This window comes from Cellulomonas sp., assembly GCF_015234515.1.
Lineage (GTDB): Bacteria > Actinomycetota > Actinomycetes > Actinomycetales > Cellulomonadaceae > Cellulomonas.
In genome coordinates, this window is record NZ_JADGMY010000023.1 from 507,224 (window position 1) to 526,219 (window position 18,996).

Below are 18,996 nucleotides of genomic sequence, written 5' to 3' on the forward strand. Positions count from 1 at the left end.
ACCGACGTAGCGTCGAGCGGGCACTCATCCCCGGAACGCTACGGAGGCGACACCATGGCCACGATCGACGAGACCATCGACGTCGACGTCCCGGTCCGCACCGCGTACGACCAGTGGACGCAGTTCGCCGAGTTCCCGCACTTCATGAGCGGGGTCGACGAGGTCAAGCAGATCAGCGACACGCTGACGCGCTGGACGACCAGCATCGCAGGCGTCGACCGCGAGTTCGACGCCGCGATCCTCGAGCAGCAGCCGGACGTCGTGGTCGCGTGGGCGAGCGTCGACGGCACCACGCACGCCGGACGCGTCACCTTCGAGCCGCTCGGCCCCGGGTCGACGCGGGTCACCACACACATCGAGTGGGAGCCCGAGGGCTTCCGCGAGAAGGTCGGCGCCGCGATCGGCGCCGACGACCGGCAGGTCAAGAAGGACCTGCACCGCTTCAAGGAGTTCATCGAGGGCCGCCGCACCGAGACGGGCGCGTGGCGCGGTGAGGTCCACGGCGGCCACCCCACGACCTGACGCGCATGCGCTGGATCGACCTCTCACCCCACGGGGGTGAGAGGTCGATCCAGGCCTGCCCCTCCCCTCCTCCGGGCGTGAGATGTCAATCCAGTCCGCCCGGTCCACCTCCCGTCTGGGGCGTGAGATGTCAATCCAGTCCGCCCGGTCCACCTCCCGTTGGGCGTGAGACGTCGATCCAGTCCGCCCGTGCCCGCCCCGTGGGGCGTGAGATGTCAATCCAGTCCTGCCCGTGCCCCCCCGTGGGCGCGAGGTGTCAATCGAGTCCGCCGGCGCTCGCCCCGTGGGGGCGTGACATGTCGATCCAGTGCGCTGGTGCCCGCCCCGTCGGGCGTGAGGTGTCAATCCAGTCCGGCCCGTGCCCGCCCCGTGGGGCGCGAGGTGTCAATCCAGTCACCCCCGGCTGTCGGTCGCGGCCGTCGCCGAGGGGAGGCGCCGGTGACTGGATTGACGTCTCACGGCCTGGGTGGGGGGTGGGGCGCACTGGATTGACGTCTCGCGGCCTGAGTGAGGGGAGGTGCCAGTGACTGGATTGACGTCTCGCGGCCGGGGGGTGGGGGTCAGGGGTGGAGCTGGCGGGTGAGGGTGGCCGGGTCGGTGGTCGGGCGGTCGCAGACGAAGCCTCGGCACACGTAGGCCGCGGGTCGGCCGTCCACCAGGGGGCGGTCGCGGAGCAGGGCCGGGGCGTCGGGCGCGAGGTCGTCCGGCTCGCCGACGGCGACGACGAGGCCCGGTGCGGGTGACGCGAGGGCAGTCCGGTGCAGCGCGCGCGTGGCCGGGGCGTCCCACGCGCCCACGACGGCGACCTCGCGCGGGCCGTCGAGCAGCGCCTCCGCGGTCGCGAGGGCCCAGCCCGCCGCGCGGGGGTAGCGGGCGGCGATCTGCAGCGGCGCACGCAGGGCGGCGAGGGCGGCCTCGCGCAGGGCGAGGTCGCCGGTCAGGGCGCCGAGCGTGACGAGCGCCGCGGCGGCGGCCGGCGGTCCGGCGGGCGTGGGTCCGTCGGCCGGGTCCTGAGGTCGGCGCAGGGTGCCCAGGACGGCGTCCGTCTCGTCGTCCGCGGTGTCGAACAGGCCGCCGTCCTCGTCACCGAAGTGCGCGCGCACGGTGGCCAGCAGCCGCTGGGCGCGGGCCGTCCACTCGTGCTCGCCGGTCGCGGCGGCCAGGGCCAGGTAGCCCTCCGCGACGTCGGCGTAGTCCTCCAGCACCCCCGGCGCGTTCCCGGCGACGCCGTCGCGCGACGTCCGCACCAGCCGGTCGCCGTCGTCCGGGCCGGTGCGCGTGTGCAGGTCCGCCAGCAGCCGGGCGCACGCACGGGCCGCGTCGAGGAGGTCGGGCCGGTCGAGCAGCGCACCGGCCTCGGCCAGGGCGGCGATGGCCAACCCGTTCCACGCCGAGACGACCTTGTCGTCGCGGGCCGGGTGAGGGCGCGCCGCGCGCGCCGCGCGCAGGCGCTCGCGCACCGCGGCGAACCGCGCGTCGTCGTCGGGGTCGTGCCGGCGCTGCAGGACGGACGCGCCGTGCTCGAAGGTCCCCTCGTCGGTGACCCCGAGGACCTCGGCCGCCCAAGCGCCGTCGTCGTCGCCGAGCACGTCGCGCAGCTGCCCGGGCGTCCACGCGTAGAACGCGCCCTCGCGGCCCTCGCTGTCGGCGTCGAGCGCAGAGGCGAACCCGCCATCGCGCGTGCGCAGGTCCGCCAGCAGCCAGTCGGCGGTCTCCTCGGCGACGCGCCGGTGCAGCGGGTCGCCCGTCGACCGCCACGCGTGCAGGTACACGCGCAGCAGGAGCGCGTTGTCGTAGAGCATCTTCTCGAAGTGGGGAACGGTCCAGGTCGCGTCGACGGAGTACCGCGCGAACCCGCCGGCGAGCTGGTCGTACATGCCCCCGCGGGCCATGGCGTCCAGCGTCGCCTGCGCCATCGCCAGCGCGTCGGCGTCACCCGTGCGGGCGTGGTGGCGCAGCAGCCACTCCAGCACCATCGACGGCGGGAACTTGGGTGCACCGCCGAACCCGGCGTCGCGCTCGTCGAACGACGCGCCCAGCGCGCCCAGCGCACGGGCGACGACGCGCTCGTCGACGAGGTCGCTGCCCGTGGGTCCGCCGGAGCCGGCGACCGGCCGCTGCCCGAGGGCGTCTGCGATCGTGCCCGCGTTGCTCAGGACCTCGTCGCGGCGCGTGGTCCAGGCGGCGGCGAGCGCGGCCAGCACCTCGGGGAACGACGGCATCTGCTGCACGCGCCGGGGCGGGAAGTAGGTGCCGCAGAAGAAGGGGCGGCCGTCCGGGGTGGTGACCACCGTCATCGGCCAGCCGCCGCTACCCGTCATCGCCTGCGTGGCCGTCATGTAGACGGCGTCGACGTCGGGGCGCTCCTCGCGGTCGACCTTCACGCACACGAAGTGCTCGTTCATGAAGGCGGCGGTGGCCGCGTCCTCGAACGACTCGTGCGCCATGACGTGGCACCAGTGGCAGGCGGCGTAGCCGACCGAGAGCAGGACGGGGACGTCGCGGCGCGCGGCCTCGGCGAAGGCGTCGTCGCCCCACTCCCACCAGTCGACGGGGTTGTCCGCGTGCTGCTGCAGGTAGGGGCTGGTGCTGGCGGCGAGGCGGTTGGCCATCTCACTCCTCGGTGCGGGAGGCGCTGGTCGCTGTCGACGCTACGCGACCGGTCCTGCTCGTGCCGCTCGTGGCGGTGACGACGGGCACACCGTCGCCGGCTCCGTCGCACATACCCCCGGGGGTATGGTGGTGCCATGGCCACGACAGCACCCGACGCCACCGCGCCCCGGCGCATCGTCGTCGTCGGCGGGGTCGCCGGTGGCATGAGCGCCGCCGCGCGTGCCCGCCGCCTCGACGAGTCCGCCTCCATCGTCGTCCTCGAGCAGTCGCCGTACGTCTCGTTCGCCAACTGCGGCCTGCCGTACCACCTGTCCGGCGAGATCGAGAGCCGCGACGCCCTGCTCCTGCACACACCCGAGTCGCTGCGCGCCGCGCTCGCGCTCGACGTCCGCACCGGCAGCCGCGTGACCGCGGTCGACCGCGACGCGCGCACCGTCACGGTCGCGACGGCCGACGGCACCTACCGGCTCGGGTACGACGCCCTGCTGCTCGCACCGGGTGCCGTCGCCGTGACGCCGCCGATCGAGGGTCTCGACCACCCGGCCGTGCACTCGCTGCGCACGATCCCCGACCTGGACTCGCTCACCGCCCGCGTGGCCGGCCTGCCCGCGGACGGCCCCCGCCGGGCCGTGGTCGTCGGCGCCGGGTTCATCGGTCTGGAGGCCGTCGAGGCGCTCGCGGGCCGCGGGCTGCAGGTCGACCTCGTCGAGCTCGCCGACCACGTGCTGCCCCCGCTCGACGCGGAGCTCGCACCCCTGCTCGCCGACGAGCTCCGGTCCCACGGGGTCGGCCTGCACCTCGGCGTCTCGGCCCGCAGCATCACGGACGACGACGGCGCCGCGCGCGTCACCCTCTCCGACGGCACGCAGGTCGTCGGGGACGTCGTGGTGGTCAACGTCGGGGTCCGCCCCGCGAGCGACCTCGCCCGCGACGCCGGCCTCGAGCTCGGCGCCCGCGGCGCGATCCGGGTGGACGCCGACCAGCGCACCTCCGACCCGCACATCTGGGCCGTCGGCGACGCGGTCGAGGTGACGCAGGCCGTCACCGGCGTCACCGGGCCCGTCCCGCTGGCCGGTCCGGCGAACCGTCAGGGCCGCCGCGCCGCCGACGCGATGCTCGGCCGCCGCACGACGCCCCAGGCGACCGTGCTCGGCACCGCGATCGTCCGCGTCTTCGGCCTCACCGCGGCCGTGACCGGCGCGAGCCAGGTCGCGCTCGAACGTGCGGGGATCGAGCACGAGGTGGTCCGCGTCCACGCCGCCCACCACGCGGGCTACTTCCCCGGCGCCGAGCAGATCCACGTCGTGGCGAGCTTCGCCCGTGACGGGCGCCTGCTCGGGGCGCAGGCCGTCGGACGGCAGGGCGTCGACAAGCGCATCGACGTGCTCGCCACCGCGCTGCGCGCCGGGATGACCGCCGACGACCTCGCCGAGCTCGAGCTGACGTACGCACCGCCGTACGGCTCCGCCAAGGACCCGGTGAACATGCTCGGCTTCGTCGCGCAGAACGTCCTGGACGGCACCATGCCGCAGTGGCACGCGCGGGACCTCGACGACGTCCTGACCACGAGCCTCGTCCTCGACGTCCGCTCGCGCGGTGAGTTCGCGCGCGGTCACCTCGAGGGCGCCCTCAACATCCCGCACACCGAGCTCCGCGACCGGCTCGACGAGGTCCGGGACGCGGCGGCCGGCCGCCCGGTCGCGGTGCACTGCGCCAGCGGCGTCCGCTCCTACATCGCCACGCGCGTCCTGCTCCAGGACGGCATGGCGGCCCGCAACCTCTCGGGTGGCTGGATCAGCCTCGTCACCACCCGCCCCGACCTCGCACGCACGCCTGAAGGAGCCCTCGTATGAGCATCCGCACCCTGGTCGACCGCGTCCTGGGGCGTACGGACGACGGCACGCTCCCGTCCGCCGTCGACGGCCCGACCGCCGTGCAGCTCGTGCGCGACGGCGCCGGCCTGCTCGACGTCCGCGAGCGCTCCGAGTGGAGCACCGGTCACGCGCCGCAGGCCGTGCACGTGCCGCTGGCCAAGGTCGCCGACGCCCCGCGCCGCCTCACCGCGGGCGCCCCCGTGGTCGTCATGTGCGCGTCGGGGATGCGCTCGCGCACCGCGGCCAAGCAGCTGCGTGCCCTCGGTGTGCAGGCCACGAGCCTGTCCGGCGGCATCGGCGCCTGGCAGGCTGCCGGCGGCGGGGTCCGCCGCTAGATCGCCCCGAGCCCGAGACACCCGACCCGCGACGCCCGACCCGAGACCTCCGACCCGAGACCTCCGACCCGAGACATCCGAAGGAGCGCCACCATGTGCAGCCCCATCCTCTGCAACCGCTGCGGCAAGGTCACCTGGACCGGCTGCGGCTTGCACGTCGACGCCGTCATGGCCGACGTGCCGCAGGAGCAGCAGTGCACCTGCCCCTGACGTCGCGGCTGCGCACGCGGACGCGGCCACCCCACGACACGGCGCTCGCCTGCGGTGGGCCGACGATCCGAGGAGGACACCGTGGAGCTTGACCCCGGCGAGATGACCAAGGTGAGCAACCGGCTCAAGCGGGCGCAGGGGCAGCTCGCCGCCGTCATCCGCATGCTCGACGGGGGCAGCAGCTGCGAGGACGTCGTCACGCAGCTGTCCGCCGTGTCACGGGCCCTCGACAGGGCGGGGTTCGCGATCATCGCGTCGGGGATGCGGCAGTGCCTCACGCAGCCGGAGTCGTCCGACGAGGCGCCCACGCTCGACGTCGCGAAGCTGGAGAAGCTGTTCCTGTCGCTGGCGTGAGCGGCCCGGGAGCCCGTGTCCGGCCGCTCCGGTAGGGGCAGGAAAAAGCGCACCGGGCCTGGTCGGGGGGGAGGACCAGGCCCGGTGCGGTCTGTGGGCCGACGCCCCGTGGGGGCCGACCGGGTGACCGGGGCTCTTCGTCGAGTGCCGCTCGGGTTCGTGCCGGTATGTCTAGGGATGCTACGCGAAGGTGGCGTCCTGTGGGTGAAGTTTCACCGATCAGATTGTCACGAATGTGCCCAGTGTCGCTCTTGTGCCGCCGGGCCGGGAGCCCACGTGTGCGGGACGACCTGGTTGGTCTCGATGTCGGTCAGCTCGGCGGCGTACACGATCGCCTCGTAGACGCCGGCCTCGACGCGGTCGAGGTGCAGGCGCTCGGCGCGCTCGATGTCGTCGCCCAGGTGCGAGATGCGCGCCACGACGTACCGCTGCGCGTCCTGCCACTGGTCGACCACGCGGACCGACAGACCGTTCCAGCGGGCCGTCAGGTCGAGCTCGAACAGCTCGGTGACGTCCTCGCGGGCCACGCGCCGGTACCAGCGGCCCGACGGCGACTGGTGGAAGCCGGTCTCCGCGAGCGGCGGGTTGGCCAGCGCGAGCACGACCGTGTGGCCACCGTCGACCACGTCCGCCTCGAGGTACGCGCCGTGCCACTTGGCGACGGGTCCGACGCACCGCGACAGCGAGGCGAGCGCGGGTCGCGGTGCGCCGAGCTGGGTGACGGTCCAGCCGGTGCCCACGTCGCCGTAGCGGGCGAGGAGCGTCGACGTGCCGTCGTCGTGCACGCGGATGAGCTCGGCGCCCGGGGGGATGCGCGAGTGCCGCAGCCACCACAGCGGGACGATGTAGCCGGGGACGTCGCGGTACTGCAGCTGGGGCGAGGACTCGAACCGCAGGATGTCGATGGAGCGGTCGTAGGGGCTGAACGGCGAGCCGGGGTAGCCCAGGCCGTGCACCTCGAAGAGCTGGGCGGGGGTGGTCGCGAAGGCGACGTCCTCTGCGCGGACCACGTAACCGGCGATGCGGTCGTGACCCTGCGTGAGGTGAGCGTGCGCCAGCGACGGGGTGATCGCCTTCTGCATCAGTGTCACGTTGGGCTTCCTTGCCGGATCGGACTGAAGGGGAGGATTCCGACGACGCCGACGATTCTCACCCGATCCCGGGCACATGTCCAGGAGTCGAAACGTATCGACGGGGACCGCTCCCACTCCGAGGCGCGCAATTAGGCCGAACGGGTGAAGCAGACGGGGGACGTTGTACCCCCGATCCGGACGAACCGGACGACAGGTTACTCCAGGTGGGCGACGAGCGACGCCGCCAGACCGGTGTACGAGCCCGGCGAGAGGTTTCGCAGCCGCTCCGCGACGTCCTGCGGGAGCCCGAGCGAGTCGACGAAGACGCGCATGTCCTGCGCCGTCAGACGGTGCCCGCGGGTCAGCTCCTTCAGTCGCTCGTAGGGGTTCTCCATGCCGGGCACGCCCGCCACGGACGCCGCCCGCATGGCGGACTGGACGGCCTCGCCCAGCACCTCCCAGTTGCCGTCGAGCTCGCGCGCGAGCATCGCCTCGTCCACCGCGAGCCCGCGCAGACCGCGGCGCACGTTGTCGATCGCGAGCAGCGAGTGCCCGAAGGCGGGGCCGATGTTGCGCTGCGTCGTGGAGTCCGTGAGGTCGCGCTGCAGGCGGCTGGTCACCAGCGTGGAGGCGAGCGTGTCGAGCAGCGCGCTGGAGATCTCGAGGTTCGCCTCGGCGTTCTCGAAGCGGATGGGGTTGACCTTGTGCGGCATCGTCGACGAGCCCGTGGCGCCCGCCACGGGGATCTGCGTGAAGACGCCCCGGCTGATGTACGTCCACACGTCGGTCGCCAGGTTGTGCAGCACCCGGTTGAACCGCGCGACGTCCGCGTACAGCTCGGCCTGCCAGTCGTGCGACTCGATCTGCGTGGTCAGCGGGTTCCACGTCAGGCCCAGGTGCTCGACGAACGTGCGCGACACGACCTGCCAGTCGGCGTCCGGCACCGCTGCCAGGTGCGCGCCGTAGGTGCCCGTCGCGCCGTTGAGCTTGCCGAGGTACTCGTCGCCCTCGATGCGGCGCAGCTGCCGGCGCAGGCGGTGCGCGAGGACCGCGAGCTCCTTGCCGAGCGTCGTCGGGGTCGCCGGCTGGCCGTGCGTCAGGGCGAGCATCGGCACGGACGCGTGCTGCGCGGCGAGCGCCGCGACCTCGTCCGTCAGCGCGACCGCGGCGGGGAACCAGACCTCGCGCACGGCACCGCGCACCATGAGCGCGTACGACAGGTTGTTGACGTCCTCGCTCGTCAGCGCGAAGTGCACGAGCTCGTTGACCTGGGGCAGCACGGTGTCGGCGCGCAGGGCGTCGGGCGCGGCGGCGATGCGGCGCTTGATGAAGTACTCGACGGCCTTCACGTCGTGCACCGTCGTGCGCTCGATCTCCGCGAGCTCCGCGATCTCCGCGGCGCCGAACGTCGCGACGACGTCGCGCAGGTACTGCTCCTCGTCCGGGGCCAGCTCCGGGGCGCCCGGCACCACGGCGTGCGACGTCAGGTGGATGACCCACTCGACCTCGACCTCGATGCGCGCCCGGTTGAGCGCCGCCTCCGACAGGTGGTCCACCAGTGGCGCGACCGTCGGGCGGTAGCGCCCGTCGAGCGGGCCGAGCGCGATGGCGGGGGTGACGTCGGCGAGGGGGACGCGGGGGGCAGGGGCGTCGTCGAGCGGCATGGGGTCAGTGTTTCAGAGCGCGGCGGGGGTCCGTCGTCGTGTCCGCGACGGCCGGTCGGCGTGTGGAGGTAGGCGTGCGGACGGCGGTCGCGAGGGGTGGTCCGGCGCGCGGACTGGTGCGTTCGGGCGACGCCGTTTGACATGGCGACTCGGCGTCGCCGACGATTCGTTATACGTACCACTGGTACGTATAACCGACCCGATGGAGTCTCGGTGGCAACGACACCCCCGCACCCCGATCCGCACAGCGGCCCGCCGCGGCGCCCGACGCAGGTCGACCTGGCCCGCGCAGCCGAGGTCTCGCAGGCGACCGTCTCCCTGATCATCAACGAGACGCCGGACCGCCCCTCGCGCGTCTCGGAGCAGACGCGCGAGCGTGTCCTGTCGGCGGCCGCCCGGCTCGGGTACACGATGAACGCCGCGGCGCGCGCGCTCAAGGGTGGGCGCAACCACCTGCTCGGGCTGTACACGTTCGAGGCGATGTTCCCCGTGGACCAGCGCGACTTCTACTTCCCCTTCCTGCTCGGCGTCGAGGAGCGAGCCGCGGAGCTCGGGTACGACCTGCTGCTCTTCAGCGCGTCCGCCGGGCGCGCACGTCGCGGCGTCTACGAGGACGGGTCCAACCGGCTCAAGGTGGCCGACGGGTGCGTCCTGCTGGGACGTCACGTGGACCGCGACGTCCTGGAGCGCATGCGCGCCGACGGCTTCCCGTTCGTCTTCATCGGACGCCGCGAGACCGAGACCGGCGCCATCGACTACGTCGCACCCGACTACCGCGGGGCGACCGCGGAGCTGGTGCGGACGCTGGCCGACACCGGCCACCGCCGGCCGGTGCTGATCCGCCAGCCCGACGGCGAGGAGCCGGGCGAGGACCGGCTGGCCGGGTTCCTCGCGGGCTGCAACCAGGCCGGGCTCGAGGTCGAGGACGCCCAGGTCGTGGAGGGCGTGCCCACGGCGGAGCAGGTCGCAGCCTGGCACCGCGACGGCGCCGACGCGCTGCTGGTCGAGCCCTCGGAGGACGACAGCGCGCTCGAGGCCGTCGAGCTGGCCTGCGCCGCTGCCGGTGTCGCGGTCCCGGCCGACCTGACGCTCGCCGTGCTCGGCGACCCGCAGCGCACGCCGGGCAGCCCCGACTGGATGCGTCTGGAGCTGCCGCGTGCCGACCTCGGCCGCGCCGCGGTCAGCCTGCTCACCGACATCCTCGACGACGGTGACGCACCCCGCCACCAGCTCATGGCCTGCACGCTCGTCGTCGGCGACACCTTCGCGCCGCGCGGTGCCCGCGCATGAGCCGCCTCGTCCTCAAGCGCCTCGCCGTGGGCGTCTTCGTGCTGTGGGGCGCAGTCACGCTGATGTTCGTCCTGCTCCGCCTGGCTCCCGGTGACCCGGCCACACTCATGCTCGGCACGGACGCCTCGCCGGAGCAGATCGCGCAGATGCGGACGCGTCTGGGCCTCGACCAGTCGATGCTCCAGCAGTACGTGAACTACCTGGGTCAGGTCGTGCGGCTGGACTTCGGGGACTCCTTCCGCTTCCGGGCGCCTGCGATGGAGGTCGTCACCGGCCGGCTGGGCGCCACCATCATGCTCACGGCGGCCGCGACGGTGATCGCCGTCGTCGTCGGCATGGCACTCGGCATCGCCGCCGGTCGTCGGCCGGAGAGCCGCATGGACCGTGCCGTGTCGGCCCTCGCGATCACCTTCCAGGCCATGCCCACCTTCTGGGTCGGCATCATGCTCGTCCTGCTGTTCACCGTCCGGCTCGGCGTCCTGCCCAGCTCCGGCACGGGCACCTGGCGTCACCTGGTGCTCCCGGCGGTGAGCCTCTCGATGCCGTTCATCGCGATCGTCGCCCGCATCGCCCGGGCGTCGATCTCGGAGTCGATGCAGTCGGGCTACATCCAGACGGCTCGCTCCAAGGGCCTCACCGAGGGTCAGACGGTGCGCGGCCACGCGCTGCGCAACTCCATGGCCCCGGTCGTCACGATCGTCGGCCTTCAGATCGGTGCGCTGCTCGGTGGTGCGGTCGTCGTCGAGAACGTCTTCGCGTGGCCGGGGCTCGGCTCGCTGATCGTGCAGGCCGTCGCCAACCGTGACTACGCGGTCGTGCAGGCCGCCGCCCTGCTGATCGCGGGCTTCGTCGTCGTCCTCAACCTGCTCACGGACATCTCCTACGGGCTCATCGATCCCCGCATCCGAGTGGGAGGCCGCTCATGACCACCGTCGACCGCACCTCGGAGCCCGACACCGTCGCGACCCCGCGTCGCCGCCGCCGCCGCCGTCCCGGGTTCGCGGTGGTCCCCGCGGCGGTCGTGGGCCTCTACGTCCTGGTGGCCGTGCTGGGCCCGGTGCTCGTCCCGCTCGACCCGGTCCGGGTCCAGCTCGCCGACCGGCTCCTCGCTCCCGGCTCCACCACGGCGGCCGGCTCGCTCGCGCTGATGGGCACGGACGCCGTCGGCCGCGACATCGCCGCCATGCTCGTCCACGGTGCCCGCACGTCGATCCTGATCGGCTTCCTCACCGTCGTGGTCTGCCTGGTGATCGGTGTGGTGGTCGGCATCGTCGCCGGCTACCGCGGCGGCATCACCGACTCGGTCCTCAGCCGCCTCATCGACGTGCTGCTCGCGTTCCCGAGCATCGTGCTGGCCATCGTCGTCGCGGGCCTCTTCACCCGCAGCATCGCCGTCGTCGTCATCGCGCTGGCCCTGACGGGCTGGATCAGGTTCGCGCGGCTCACGCGCGGCGAGACGCTCGCCCTGCGCGAGCGCGACTGGGTCATGGCGGCGCGCGTCCTGGGCGTCCGGTCGCTCTCGATCATGGCGCGGCACATCCTGCCGTTCCTCGTCGGCCCGATCGCCGCCCTGATCACCATCGAGTTCGGTCTGGTGGTGCTCGCCGAGGCGGGCCTGAGCTTCCTCGGGATCGGCCTGCCGGCGACCGTCGTGTCGTGGGGCCAGATGATCGCGAACGGCCGCGACTACCTCGACACGGCCTGGTGGATCTCCGCCTTCCCCGGCCTCGCGCTCGCCCTGCTCGTCGTCAGCGTCGGCCTGCTCGGCGACCACCTCAACTCCCGTTACCAGCGCGGCGGCGACATCGCCACCGCGGAGACGAACCAGAAGCCGGCGCCGTGAAGCGGCGCCCGAGGAAAGGAAGACTGATGCGGAAGACCTCGAAGACGCGGTCCTCGCTGCTGGCGGCCGCCACCCTGGCGCTCGCTCTCACCCTGTCGGGGTGCGGCGGGGCCCAAGGTGCGGCGGAGGAACCCGACGCCGCAGCAACGAGCAGCACGCCGGAGGCCGGCGGGACCCTCACGGTCGCCAGCCCCTACCCGGTGGAGTCGCTCGACCCGCACGGCCCGCTCGGTGCGTCGAGCGGCACGAGCTTCGCGGCGCAGGCGATCTTCAACCGCCTCGTGCGGGTCAGCCCCGAGGGCGAGGTCATCCCCGACCTCGCCACGGAGTGGACGGCCAGCGAGGACGCGAAGGAGTGGACGTTCACCCTGCGTGACGCCACCTTCTCCGACGGCTCCCCGGTGACCTCCGCCGACGTCGCCGGCTCGTTCGAGCGCGTCCTGGAGCTCGGTGGCCCGGTGTCCGGCAACTTCGCCGGCGTCACCATCGAGGCGACGGACGACTCCACCGTCGTGTTCACCGCCGCCAACCCCGAGGCCGCGCTGCTCGGCAAGCTCTCGCTCTTCTTCGTCACCAAGGGCGACGTCACCGAGGACTCGTTCACCAGCCCCGTCGGGGCGGGACCGTTCGCGGTCGAGTCGTTCGCGCCGGGCGAGCAGATGGTGCTGAAGCCGAACGAGAAGTTCTTCGGCGACGTCCCGATCCTCGACGAGCTCGTGGTCCGCAACATCCCCGAGGTCTCGTCGCGGGTCGCGGCGCTCCAGGCCGGTGAGATCCAGGCCACCTGGAACCTGCCGGACGACCAGGTCCCCGCGATCCGTGACGCCGGCATCACCGTCGAGACGATCCCCGCGACGTCGGTCATCACCATGTGGTTCAACTCGGGCCGCGACGCCCTGGGCTCCGCGGAGGTGCGCCGCGCCCTGTGGCAGGCCATCGACTTCCCGACGATCATCTCGGCACTGTTCCCGCAGACCGGCAGCCCGGCGGACTCGGTCGTCGCCTCGGCGATCCTGGGTCACGCCCCGCAGTCTCCGGTCGAGCACGACCCCGACGCGGCGAAGGCCGCGCTCGAGGACGCGGGCTTCGACTTCAGCCAGCGCCTCGAGCTGCAGTTCTCCGGTGCGGACTGGCGGCAGTTCACCGCCGCGGTGGCGTCCGACCTGAACGCCATCGGCGTCCAGGCCGAGGCCGTCGAGAAGGAGTCGGCGGTGTTCACGGAGGACCTGCTGGCCATGCGCTGGGACATCAACTTCCAGGCGCTGTCCACCCCGACGTTCGACGCGGCGACCAACCTCGGCCGCCTCTACACGTGCGCCGCGGGCCGCAACGGCTACTGCAACCCGGAGCTCGACGAGCTGCTCGCAGCGGCCGGCTCCAGCTCGGACCTCGCGGTCCGCGAGGCCGCCTACGCCGACGCGATCGAGATCATCTGGGACGACGCCGTGGGCATGTACCCGATGTTCATGGAGATCCCGTACGCGTGGGTCGACGGGGTCCAGGGGATCGAGCTCTCGGGCTCCTTCCTCCCGGACTTCCGGGGCGCATCGGTCCGATGAGCTCAGTGAGCCCCACCGTCGCCCGGCCCTCGGCCGGGCCGGGCGACGGTGCCCTCCTCCAGACGCGGCGGCTGTCCGTGTCGTTCCCCACCGCCGTGGGGCCGGTGGCGGTCGTCGACGAGGTCGACGTGACGATCCGGACCGGCCGCACCCTGGGCCTGATCGGTGAGTCCGGCAGCGGCAAGACGATGCTCGCGAACGCCCTCATCGGTCTCCTGCCCGACGCGGCCGTGGTCGGGGGCGAGATCCTGTTCCGCGGCGAGGACCTCGCCGCGGTGCCCGCCGCCCGCCGACGGGCGGTCCGGGGTCGGGAGATCTCGATGGTCTTCCAGGACCCCCTGTCCGCGCTGAACCCCACGCAGCGCATCTGGAAGCAGATCTCCGAGATCCCGCGGCGGGACGGCGCCTCGCGCGCCGACGCGCGCCGCCTGGCGCTGGACAGGCTCGCCGAGGCAGGTGTGCCGGAGCCGGCACAGCGGCTCGACGTCTTCCCGCACCAGCTCTCCGGCGGTCTGCGCCAGCGCGTCATGATCGCGCTCGCGCTCGCGGGCGAGCCGGAGCTCCTCCTCGCGGACGAGCCCACGACGGCCCTCGACGTCACCGTGCAGGCGCGCATCCTGGCGCTGCTCAAGCGGCTCCAGGAGGAGCGGCACATGTCGATGCTCCTGGTCTCGCACGACCTGCGCGTCGTCTCGCACGTCGCCCACGACCTCGTCGTCATGTACGCCGGGCGGGTGTGCGAGGCCGGTCCGGCCTCGACGGTCATCGGGCGCCCCGCCCACCCGTACACGCGGGCCCTGACGAGGTCGATCCCGTCGGTGCACCAGAAGAAGGCGCTGCCGTCGCCGCTCCCGGGCGCTCCGGCGAGCCCGTACGCCCGGCCCTCGGGGTGTGCCTTCAACCCGCGGTGCCCCATCGCCCAGGACATCTGTCGTGAGGTCGTGCCACCCGTCCGGGAGGTCGCGCCCGACCGCACCGTGGCCTGTCACTTCGCAGAGGAGGTACTCGGATGAGCGACGAACCGCTCCTGAGCGTCAGGAACCTCCGCGCCCGGTACGGCAGCCGCGGTCCGACCATCGTCGACGACGTCAGCATCGACGTCGGGACGCGCGAGGTCGTCGCGCTGGTCGGGGAGTCGGGCTCCGGCAAGACCACCGTCGCCCGCGTCGTCGTCGGGCTGCTGCCCGCCGCCGAGGGCGTCATCTCGTTCGACGGCACGCAGCTCGTCGGATCGGCGCGCTCGTCCGAGGTGCGCCAGCTGATGCAGATGGTCTTCCAGGACCCCCGCTCGTCCCTCAACCCCCGCATGACGGTCGTCGACATCGTCGCGGAGGGGTGGCGGGTCCATCCCTCCGCCCGTCCCGCGGGCGACCGGCGCGCCGCCGTGGCCGAGCTGCTCACCCAGGTGGGGCTTCACCCGTCGGTGATGGACCGGCGCCCGTCCAAGCTCTCCGGGGGGCAGTGCCAGCGGGTGTCGATCGCCCGTGCGCTGGCGCTCAAGCCGAAGCTGCTCGTCTGCGACGAGGCCGTCTCCGCGCTCGACGTCTCCGTGCAGGCGCAGATCCTGCGGCTGCTCGTCGACCTGCGCGAGCAGCTCGACCTCTCGCTCCTCTTCATCACGCACGACCTCGGCGTCGTCCGGCAGATCTCGGACCGTGTCGCCGTCATGCAGCACGGTCGGATCGTCGAGTTCGGCGACACCGAGTCCGTCTTCACCGACCCGCAGGACCCCTACACCGTCGAGCTGCTCCAGGCTGCCCTGGACGTCGCCGACGACTCGATCGGAACACGAGGACTTCTCTGATGACCAGCACGCAGGAGATCGACACCGACGTCCTCGTCGTCGGCGGTGGACTCGGTGGCGTCGCGGCGGCGCTCGCCGCAGCGCGTCATGGCAGGCGGGTCGTGCTCACCGAGCCCACCAAGTGGCTCGGCGGCCAGCTCACCAGCCAGGCGGTCCCGCCGGACGAGCACCCGTGGATCGAGATGTTCGGCTGCACCGCGTCGTACCGCCGGCTGCGCGACGCGATCCGCGAGCACTACCGCACCTGGTACCCGCTGACGGAGGCGGCGCGCAACGACCCGCACCTGAACCCGGGCCAGGGCCGGGTCAGCCGGCTGTGCCACGAGCCGCGCGTCGCGGCCGCCGTCATCGACAGCCTCGTCGGCCCCTACGAGGCCGCCGGGCGCCTGCGGGTGCTGCGGCACACCGAGCCCGTGGAGGCCACGTGCGACGGCGACGTCGTCACCGCCGTCCGGCTCCGGGACGCCGACGGTACGCACACGTGGGTGCGTGCCCCGTACGTGATCGACGCGACCGAGCTGGGCGACCTGCTCCCGCTGGCCGGCATCGAGCACGTGACGGGCTTCGAGTCCCGTGCGGAGACGGGGGAGCCGTCGGCCCCGGACGAGGCGCAGCCCGACAACGTCCAGGCGATGTCCTGGGTGTTCGCCCTGGAGCACCGCGAGGGCGAGAACCACGTCATCGAGCGCCCCGAGCGCTACGACTACTTCCGGTCCGTCCACCCGGAGTTCTGGCCGGCGCCGCTGCTCAGCCTGACGGCGCCCGACCCGCGCACCCTCGAGCCGCTCGAGCGCGCGTTCGTGCCCAACGGGGTCGAGGGGCCCGTCGTCGCCGACCAGTCGAAGGACCCCGGTGACCGCGAGCTGTGGGCGTTCCGCCGCATCCTGGCCCGCTCCACGTTCCAGCCGGGCTTCCTCGACTCGGACGTCACCATCGTGAACTGGCCGATGATCGACTACCTGGACGGCCACCCGATGTCGCCGGACCCGGCGGAGGTGGCCCGGCACGTCGCCGGCGCCTACGAGCAGGCGCGCTCGTTCCTCTACTACCTGCAGACGGAGGCGCCCCGCGCCGACGGCGGTACCGGCTTCCCCGGCCTGCGCCCGCGCGGCGACGTCATGGGGTCGGCCGACGGCTTCGCGCTCGCGCCGTACATCCGTGAGGGGCGCCGCATCAAGGCGCTGACGACGGTCCGCGAGCAGGACGTCTCCCTGGAGGTGCGCGGGGAGCAGGGTGCCGTGCGCTACCCGGACTCCGTCGGCGTGGGCATGTACCGCATCGACCTGCACCCGTCGACGGGTGGGGACAACTACGTCGACGTCGCCTCGACACCGTTCTACCTGCCGCTGGGTGCGCTGATCCCGCAGCGGGTCACCAACGTGCTCGCCGGTGCCAAGAACATCGGCACGACCCACATCACCAACGGGTGCTACCGCCTGCACCCCGTGGAGTGGAACGCGGGCGAGGCGGCGGGCCTCCTGGCCGTGCACTGCCTCGACAGGGGGCTCACGCCGCACGAGGTGCACGCCGATGCCGACAACGTGGCCGAGTTCCAGCGGGTCGTCGTCGCCGACGGGGTCGAGATCGACTGGCCCGTGGTGGGGGGCTACTGATGAGCGACCACGTCCTGGCGGGTGTGTTCGTCCCGCTCGCCACGCAGATGGCGAGCCCGGGGGCTCCGGACGCCGAGCTCGCCGGCCACCACCTCGAGGCCCTCGCCGTCGCCGGGGTGGACGGCCTGATGCTCCTCGGCTCGAACGGTGAGGGTGCGCTCGTCCCGCCGCAGCAGACCGGTGCCTTCGTCCAGGGGATCGCGCGGCGGTGGCGGGCCGCGCGGCCCGGCGGGCGGCTCATCGTCAACGTGTCGGCCGCCGGCACCGCGGAGGCCGTCGACCGTGCCCGGGCGGCGTCGGACGCCGCGCCCGACGCGCTGACCATGACGGCGCCGTCGTACTTCCGGCACCGGCCTGACGAGGTGCTCCGCCACGTCGACGCCGTCGCCCGGATCGGCATCCCCGTCATCGTCTACCACCTGCCCCGTGTCGCCGGGCCGCTCTCGCCGGAGGTCGTCGACGGTCTCGTGGCCGACGAGCGGGTCATCGGGGTCAAGGACTCCTCGGGTGACATCGAGGGCCTGGCGGCCGTCGTCGCCGCGGCCGCAGGCAGGCCCGGCTTCGGCGTCAGCCAGGGGGACGAGACCCGACTGCTCGACGGTCTGGACCGCGGTGCCGTCGGCCTGCTGCCGGGGACGGCGAACATCGCCCCCGAGCTCGCCGTCGGGCTGTACGAGGCGTGGCGTCGTGGCGACCGCGACACGGCCCAGCGGCTCCAGGACGTGACGACGGCCCTGGTCGCGATCCACCGGGTCCGCCCCGGGGTCCCGACGGTCAAGCGCATCCTCAGCGAGCGTGGACTCGGGTCGCCGGTCGTGGCGGAGCCGCTCGTGCCCTGCACGGACGCCGAGTACGAGCGGCTGCGCGACGTCCTCGACCCCCTCGAGCAGCACCTGATCCGTCCGCACCACGGGTGAGGAGCCCGCTCCGACCGGTGACGCCCCCCTCAGGAGGACCCGCATGACCGCCGACACCCTCATCACCAGCCCGGACCACCGGGCACGGCTCGACCGCGAGGCGGCCCGGCTGCTCGCGTTCGGTGCGGGCGCCGCCCGCCCCGGGCGCGTCGGCGCCGCGTACCTCGACGCCGACGGGCACCCGGACCCGGCGCGCGGGACCCTGACGTGGATCACGTGCCGCACCGTGCACTCGTACGCGCTCGGCCACCTCCTGGGGCGCCCCGGGTGCGCAGCGGTCGCCGAGGCGGCGCTCGCGGGCCTCACCGGTCCGCTGCACGACGCGCGCGACGGCGGCTGGTTCCACTCCGTCGACGAGTCCGGGACGCCGGAGGTCACCGCCGGCAAGTCCGCGTACGACCACGCCTTCGTGATGCTCGCGGGGGCCTCCGCCACGACCGCGGGCCTGCGCGGGGGCGCGGACCTGCTCGCGGTCGCCACGTCGACCTACCTGGAGCGGTTCTGGGACGACGTGCACGGGCGGCCCGTCGACACCTGGGACGTCGCCTTCACCGACCTCGACGGCTACCGGGGTCTGAACGCCACGATGCACTCGGTCGAGGCCATGCTCGCCGTCGCGTCAGCCGTCCCTCCGGAGGAGTCCGGTGCCTGGCTGGACCGGGCGGCGCGGGCCGCGTCGTTCGTCGTCGACCTCGCACGGACCCACGACGGCCGCCTGCCCGAGCACTTCGACGCCGACTGGGTCCCGGACCTCGAGCTCAACGCCGACCGGCCCGACGACCCGTTCAAGCCCTACGGCGCGACGCCCGGTCACGGGCTGGAGTGGGCGCGGCTGCTGCTGCACCTCGAGGCGATGACCGCACGCTCCCAGGAGCTCCTCGACACGGCCACGGTGCTCTTCGACCGCGCGGCCGCCGACGCGTGGGCGGTCGACGGCGCCGACGGGTTCGTCTACACCACCGACTGGAGCGGCGCCCCGGTCGTGCGCACCCGCATGCACTGGGTCGCGACGGAGGCGATCGCGGCTGCCGCGGCCCTCTACGAGCGTACGGGCGACACGCGCTTCGCCGACCGGTACGCGACCTGGTGGGACTACGCCGAGCGTCATCTGGTCGACGAGCGCAAGGGCTCCTGGCACCACGAGCTCGACACGGCCAACCGCCCGGCGGCCACGGTGTGGCCCGGCAAGCCCGACGTCTACCACGCGCTGCAGTGCACCCTGATCCCGCGTCTGCCGCTCGCCCCGATGGTGGCGGGCGCCCTGCGTGACGGCGCGTTGAGATGACGGTGCGGCAACCCGACGCTGGATGACCGCGCGGGCCGGG

The 18,996-nt window shown here is 73.3% G+C and carries 16 protein-coding genes; 13 read left to right on the forward strand and 3 right to left on the reverse strand.

Translation table 11 applies throughout. The annotated features are described in order from the left end of the window. Positions 1-54: 54 nt before the first annotated feature. Positions 55-522 carry an SRPBCC family protein gene (locus IR158_RS11285; protein ID WP_291813012.1) on the forward strand — a complete coding sequence of 156 codons (468 nt, stop codon included), beginning with the start codon at positions 55-57 and terminating at the stop codon, positions 520-522. 560 nt (positions 523-1,082) lie between these two features. Here IR158_RS11285 and IR158_RS11290 read toward each other — a convergent pair. Further along, a complete protein-coding gene (locus tag IR158_RS11290; protein ID WP_291813014.1) occupies positions 1,083-3,134 on the reverse strand; it encodes a thioredoxin domain-containing protein in 2,052 nt (683 codons plus the stop codon). 135 nt (positions 3,135-3,269) lie between these two features. Between IR158_RS11290 and IR158_RS11295 the strand changes: the two genes are divergently transcribed. From IR158_RS11295 to IR158_RS11305, 3 genes are all read left to right on the forward strand, one after another. Next, entirely contained in the window at positions 3,270-4,988 is a 1,719-nt protein-coding gene (locus IR158_RS11295) for an FAD-dependent oxidoreductase (RefSeq protein WP_291813016.1), read from the forward strand. Then, positions 4,985-5,344 carry a rhodanese-like domain-containing protein gene (locus IR158_RS11300; RefSeq protein WP_291813018.1) on the forward strand — a complete coding sequence of 120 codons (360 nt, stop codon included), beginning with the start codon at positions 4,985-4,987 and terminating at the stop codon, positions 5,342-5,344. The genes IR158_RS11295 and IR158_RS11300 overlap by 4 nt, the downstream gene beginning before the upstream one ends. A gap of 291 nt (positions 5,345-5,635) precedes the next feature. After that, positions 5,636-5,908: a metal-sensitive transcriptional regulator gene (locus IR158_RS11305; protein WP_291813020.1), complete on the forward strand. Its 273-nt coding sequence runs from the start codon at positions 5,636-5,638 to the stop codon at positions 5,906-5,908. A gap of 227 nt (positions 5,909-6,135) precedes the next feature. Here the strand turns inward: IR158_RS11305 and IR158_RS11310 are convergent, their stop codons facing one another. Both IR158_RS11310 and purB read right to left on the reverse strand, forming a co-directional pair. After that, the gene (locus tag IR158_RS11310; protein WP_227578871.1) at positions 6,136-6,990 is read right to left on the reverse strand and encodes a hypothetical protein; all 855 of its coding nucleotides are present in this window, start codon (positions 6,988-6,990) and stop codon (positions 6,136-6,138) included. 206 nt (positions 6,991-7,196) lie between these two features. Continuing rightward, positions 7,197-8,645, reverse strand: coding sequence for an adenylosuccinate lyase (gene purB / locus IR158_RS11315; protein ID WP_291813022.1), 1,449 nt, complete (start codon positions 8,643-8,645; stop codon positions 7,197-7,199). A 213-nt stretch (positions 8,646-8,858) separates the two neighbouring features. Between purB and IR158_RS11320 the strand changes: the two genes are divergently transcribed. From IR158_RS11320 to IR158_RS11360, 9 genes are read left to right on the forward strand one after another with little or no spacing between them, the layout of a single operon-like run. Next, positions 8,859-9,935, forward strand: coding sequence for a LacI family DNA-binding transcriptional regulator (locus IR158_RS11320; protein ID WP_291813024.1), 1,077 nt, complete (start codon positions 8,859-8,861; stop codon positions 9,933-9,935). Further along, positions 9,932-10,861, forward strand: a complete 930-nt coding sequence (locus tag IR158_RS11325) for an ABC transporter permease (RefSeq protein WP_291813027.1) — start codon at positions 9,932-9,934, stop codon at positions 10,859-10,861. The genes IR158_RS11320 and IR158_RS11325 overlap by 4 nt, the downstream gene beginning before the upstream one ends. Then, entirely contained in the window at positions 10,858-11,778 is a 921-nt protein-coding gene (locus tag IR158_RS11330) for an ABC transporter permease (RefSeq protein ID WP_291813029.1), read from the forward strand. Before IR158_RS11325 ends, IR158_RS11330 begins: the two co-directional genes overlap by 4 nt. Positions 11,779-11,804: 26 nt before the next feature. Continuing rightward, on the forward strand, positions 11,805-13,337 hold the full coding sequence (locus IR158_RS11335; RefSeq protein ID WP_291813031.1) for an ABC transporter substrate-binding protein: 1,533 nt from the start codon (positions 11,805-11,807) through the stop codon (positions 13,335-13,337). A 5-nt stretch (positions 13,338-13,342) separates the two neighbouring features. Further along, positions 13,343-14,350, forward strand: coding sequence for an ABC transporter ATP-binding protein (locus IR158_RS11340; RefSeq protein WP_291813032.1), 1,008 nt, complete (start codon positions 13,343-13,345; stop codon positions 14,348-14,350). Beyond that, entirely contained in the window at positions 14,347-15,141 is a 795-nt protein-coding gene (locus IR158_RS11345; RefSeq protein WP_291813034.1) for an ATP-binding cassette domain-containing protein, read from the forward strand. Before IR158_RS11340 ends, IR158_RS11345 begins: the two co-directional genes overlap by 4 nt. Continuing rightward, complete coding sequence (locus IR158_RS11350; protein WP_291813036.1) at positions 15,141-16,754, forward strand: FAD-dependent oxidoreductase; 1,614 nt, start codon at positions 15,141-15,143, stop codon at positions 16,752-16,754. The genes IR158_RS11345 and IR158_RS11350 overlap by 1 nt, the downstream gene beginning before the upstream one ends. Beyond that, positions 16,754-17,671 carry a dihydrodipicolinate synthase family protein gene (locus IR158_RS11355; RefSeq protein ID WP_291813038.1) on the forward strand — a complete coding sequence of 306 codons (918 nt, stop codon included), beginning with the start codon at positions 16,754-16,756 and terminating at the stop codon, positions 17,669-17,671. The genes IR158_RS11350 and IR158_RS11355 overlap by 1 nt, the downstream gene beginning before the upstream one ends. Positions 17,672-17,714: 43 nt before the next feature. Next, entirely contained in the window at positions 17,715-18,956 is a 1,242-nt protein-coding gene (locus IR158_RS11360; RefSeq protein ID WP_291813039.1) for an AGE family epimerase/isomerase, read from the forward strand. Positions 18,957-18,996 lie beyond the last annotated feature (40 nt).

Excerpts from the sequence above, each read along its gene's own strand:
- IR158_RS11285 (WP_291813012.1), top strand. The coding sequence starts at position 55 with ATGGCCACGATCGACGAGACCATCGACGTCGACGTCCCGGTCCGCACC.
- IR158_RS11290 (WP_291813014.1), bottom strand. The coding sequence starts at position 3,134 with ATGGCCAACCGCCTCGCCGCCAGCACCAGCCCCTACCTGCAGCAGCAC.
- IR158_RS11295 (WP_291813016.1), top strand. The coding sequence starts at position 3,270 with ATGGCCACGACAGCACCCGACGCCACCGCGCCCCGGCGCATCGTCGTC.
- IR158_RS11300 (WP_291813018.1), top strand. The coding sequence starts at position 4,985 with ATGAGCATCCGCACCCTGGTCGACCGCGTCCTGGGGCGTACGGACGAC.
- IR158_RS11310 (WP_227578871.1), bottom strand. The coding sequence starts at position 6,990 with ATGCAGAAGGCGATCACCCCGTCGCTGGCGCACGCTCACCTCACGCAG.
- purB (WP_291813022.1), bottom strand. The coding sequence starts at position 8,645 with ATGCCGCTCGACGACGCCCCTGCCCCCCGCGTCCCCCTCGCCGACGTC.
- IR158_RS11325 (WP_291813027.1), top strand. The coding sequence starts at position 9,932 with ATGAGCCGCCTCGTCCTCAAGCGCCTCGCCGTGGGCGTCTTCGTGCTG.
- IR158_RS11330 (WP_291813029.1), top strand. The coding sequence starts at position 10,858 with ATGACCACCGTCGACCGCACCTCGGAGCCCGACACCGTCGCGACCCCG.
- IR158_RS11335 (WP_291813031.1), top strand. The coding sequence starts at position 11,805 with ATGCGGAAGACCTCGAAGACGCGGTCCTCGCTGCTGGCGGCCGCCACC.
- IR158_RS11345 (WP_291813034.1), top strand. The coding sequence starts at position 14,347 with ATGAGCGACGAACCGCTCCTGAGCGTCAGGAACCTCCGCGCCCGGTAC.
- IR158_RS11350 (WP_291813036.1), top strand. The coding sequence starts at position 15,141 with ATGACCAGCACGCAGGAGATCGACACCGACGTCCTCGTCGTCGGCGGT.
- IR158_RS11355 (WP_291813038.1), top strand. The coding sequence starts at position 16,754 with ATGAGCGACCACGTCCTGGCGGGTGTGTTCGTCCCGCTCGCCACGCAG.
- IR158_RS11360 (WP_291813039.1), top strand. The coding sequence starts at position 17,715 with ATGACCGCCGACACCCTCATCACCAGCCCGGACCACCGGGCACGGCTC.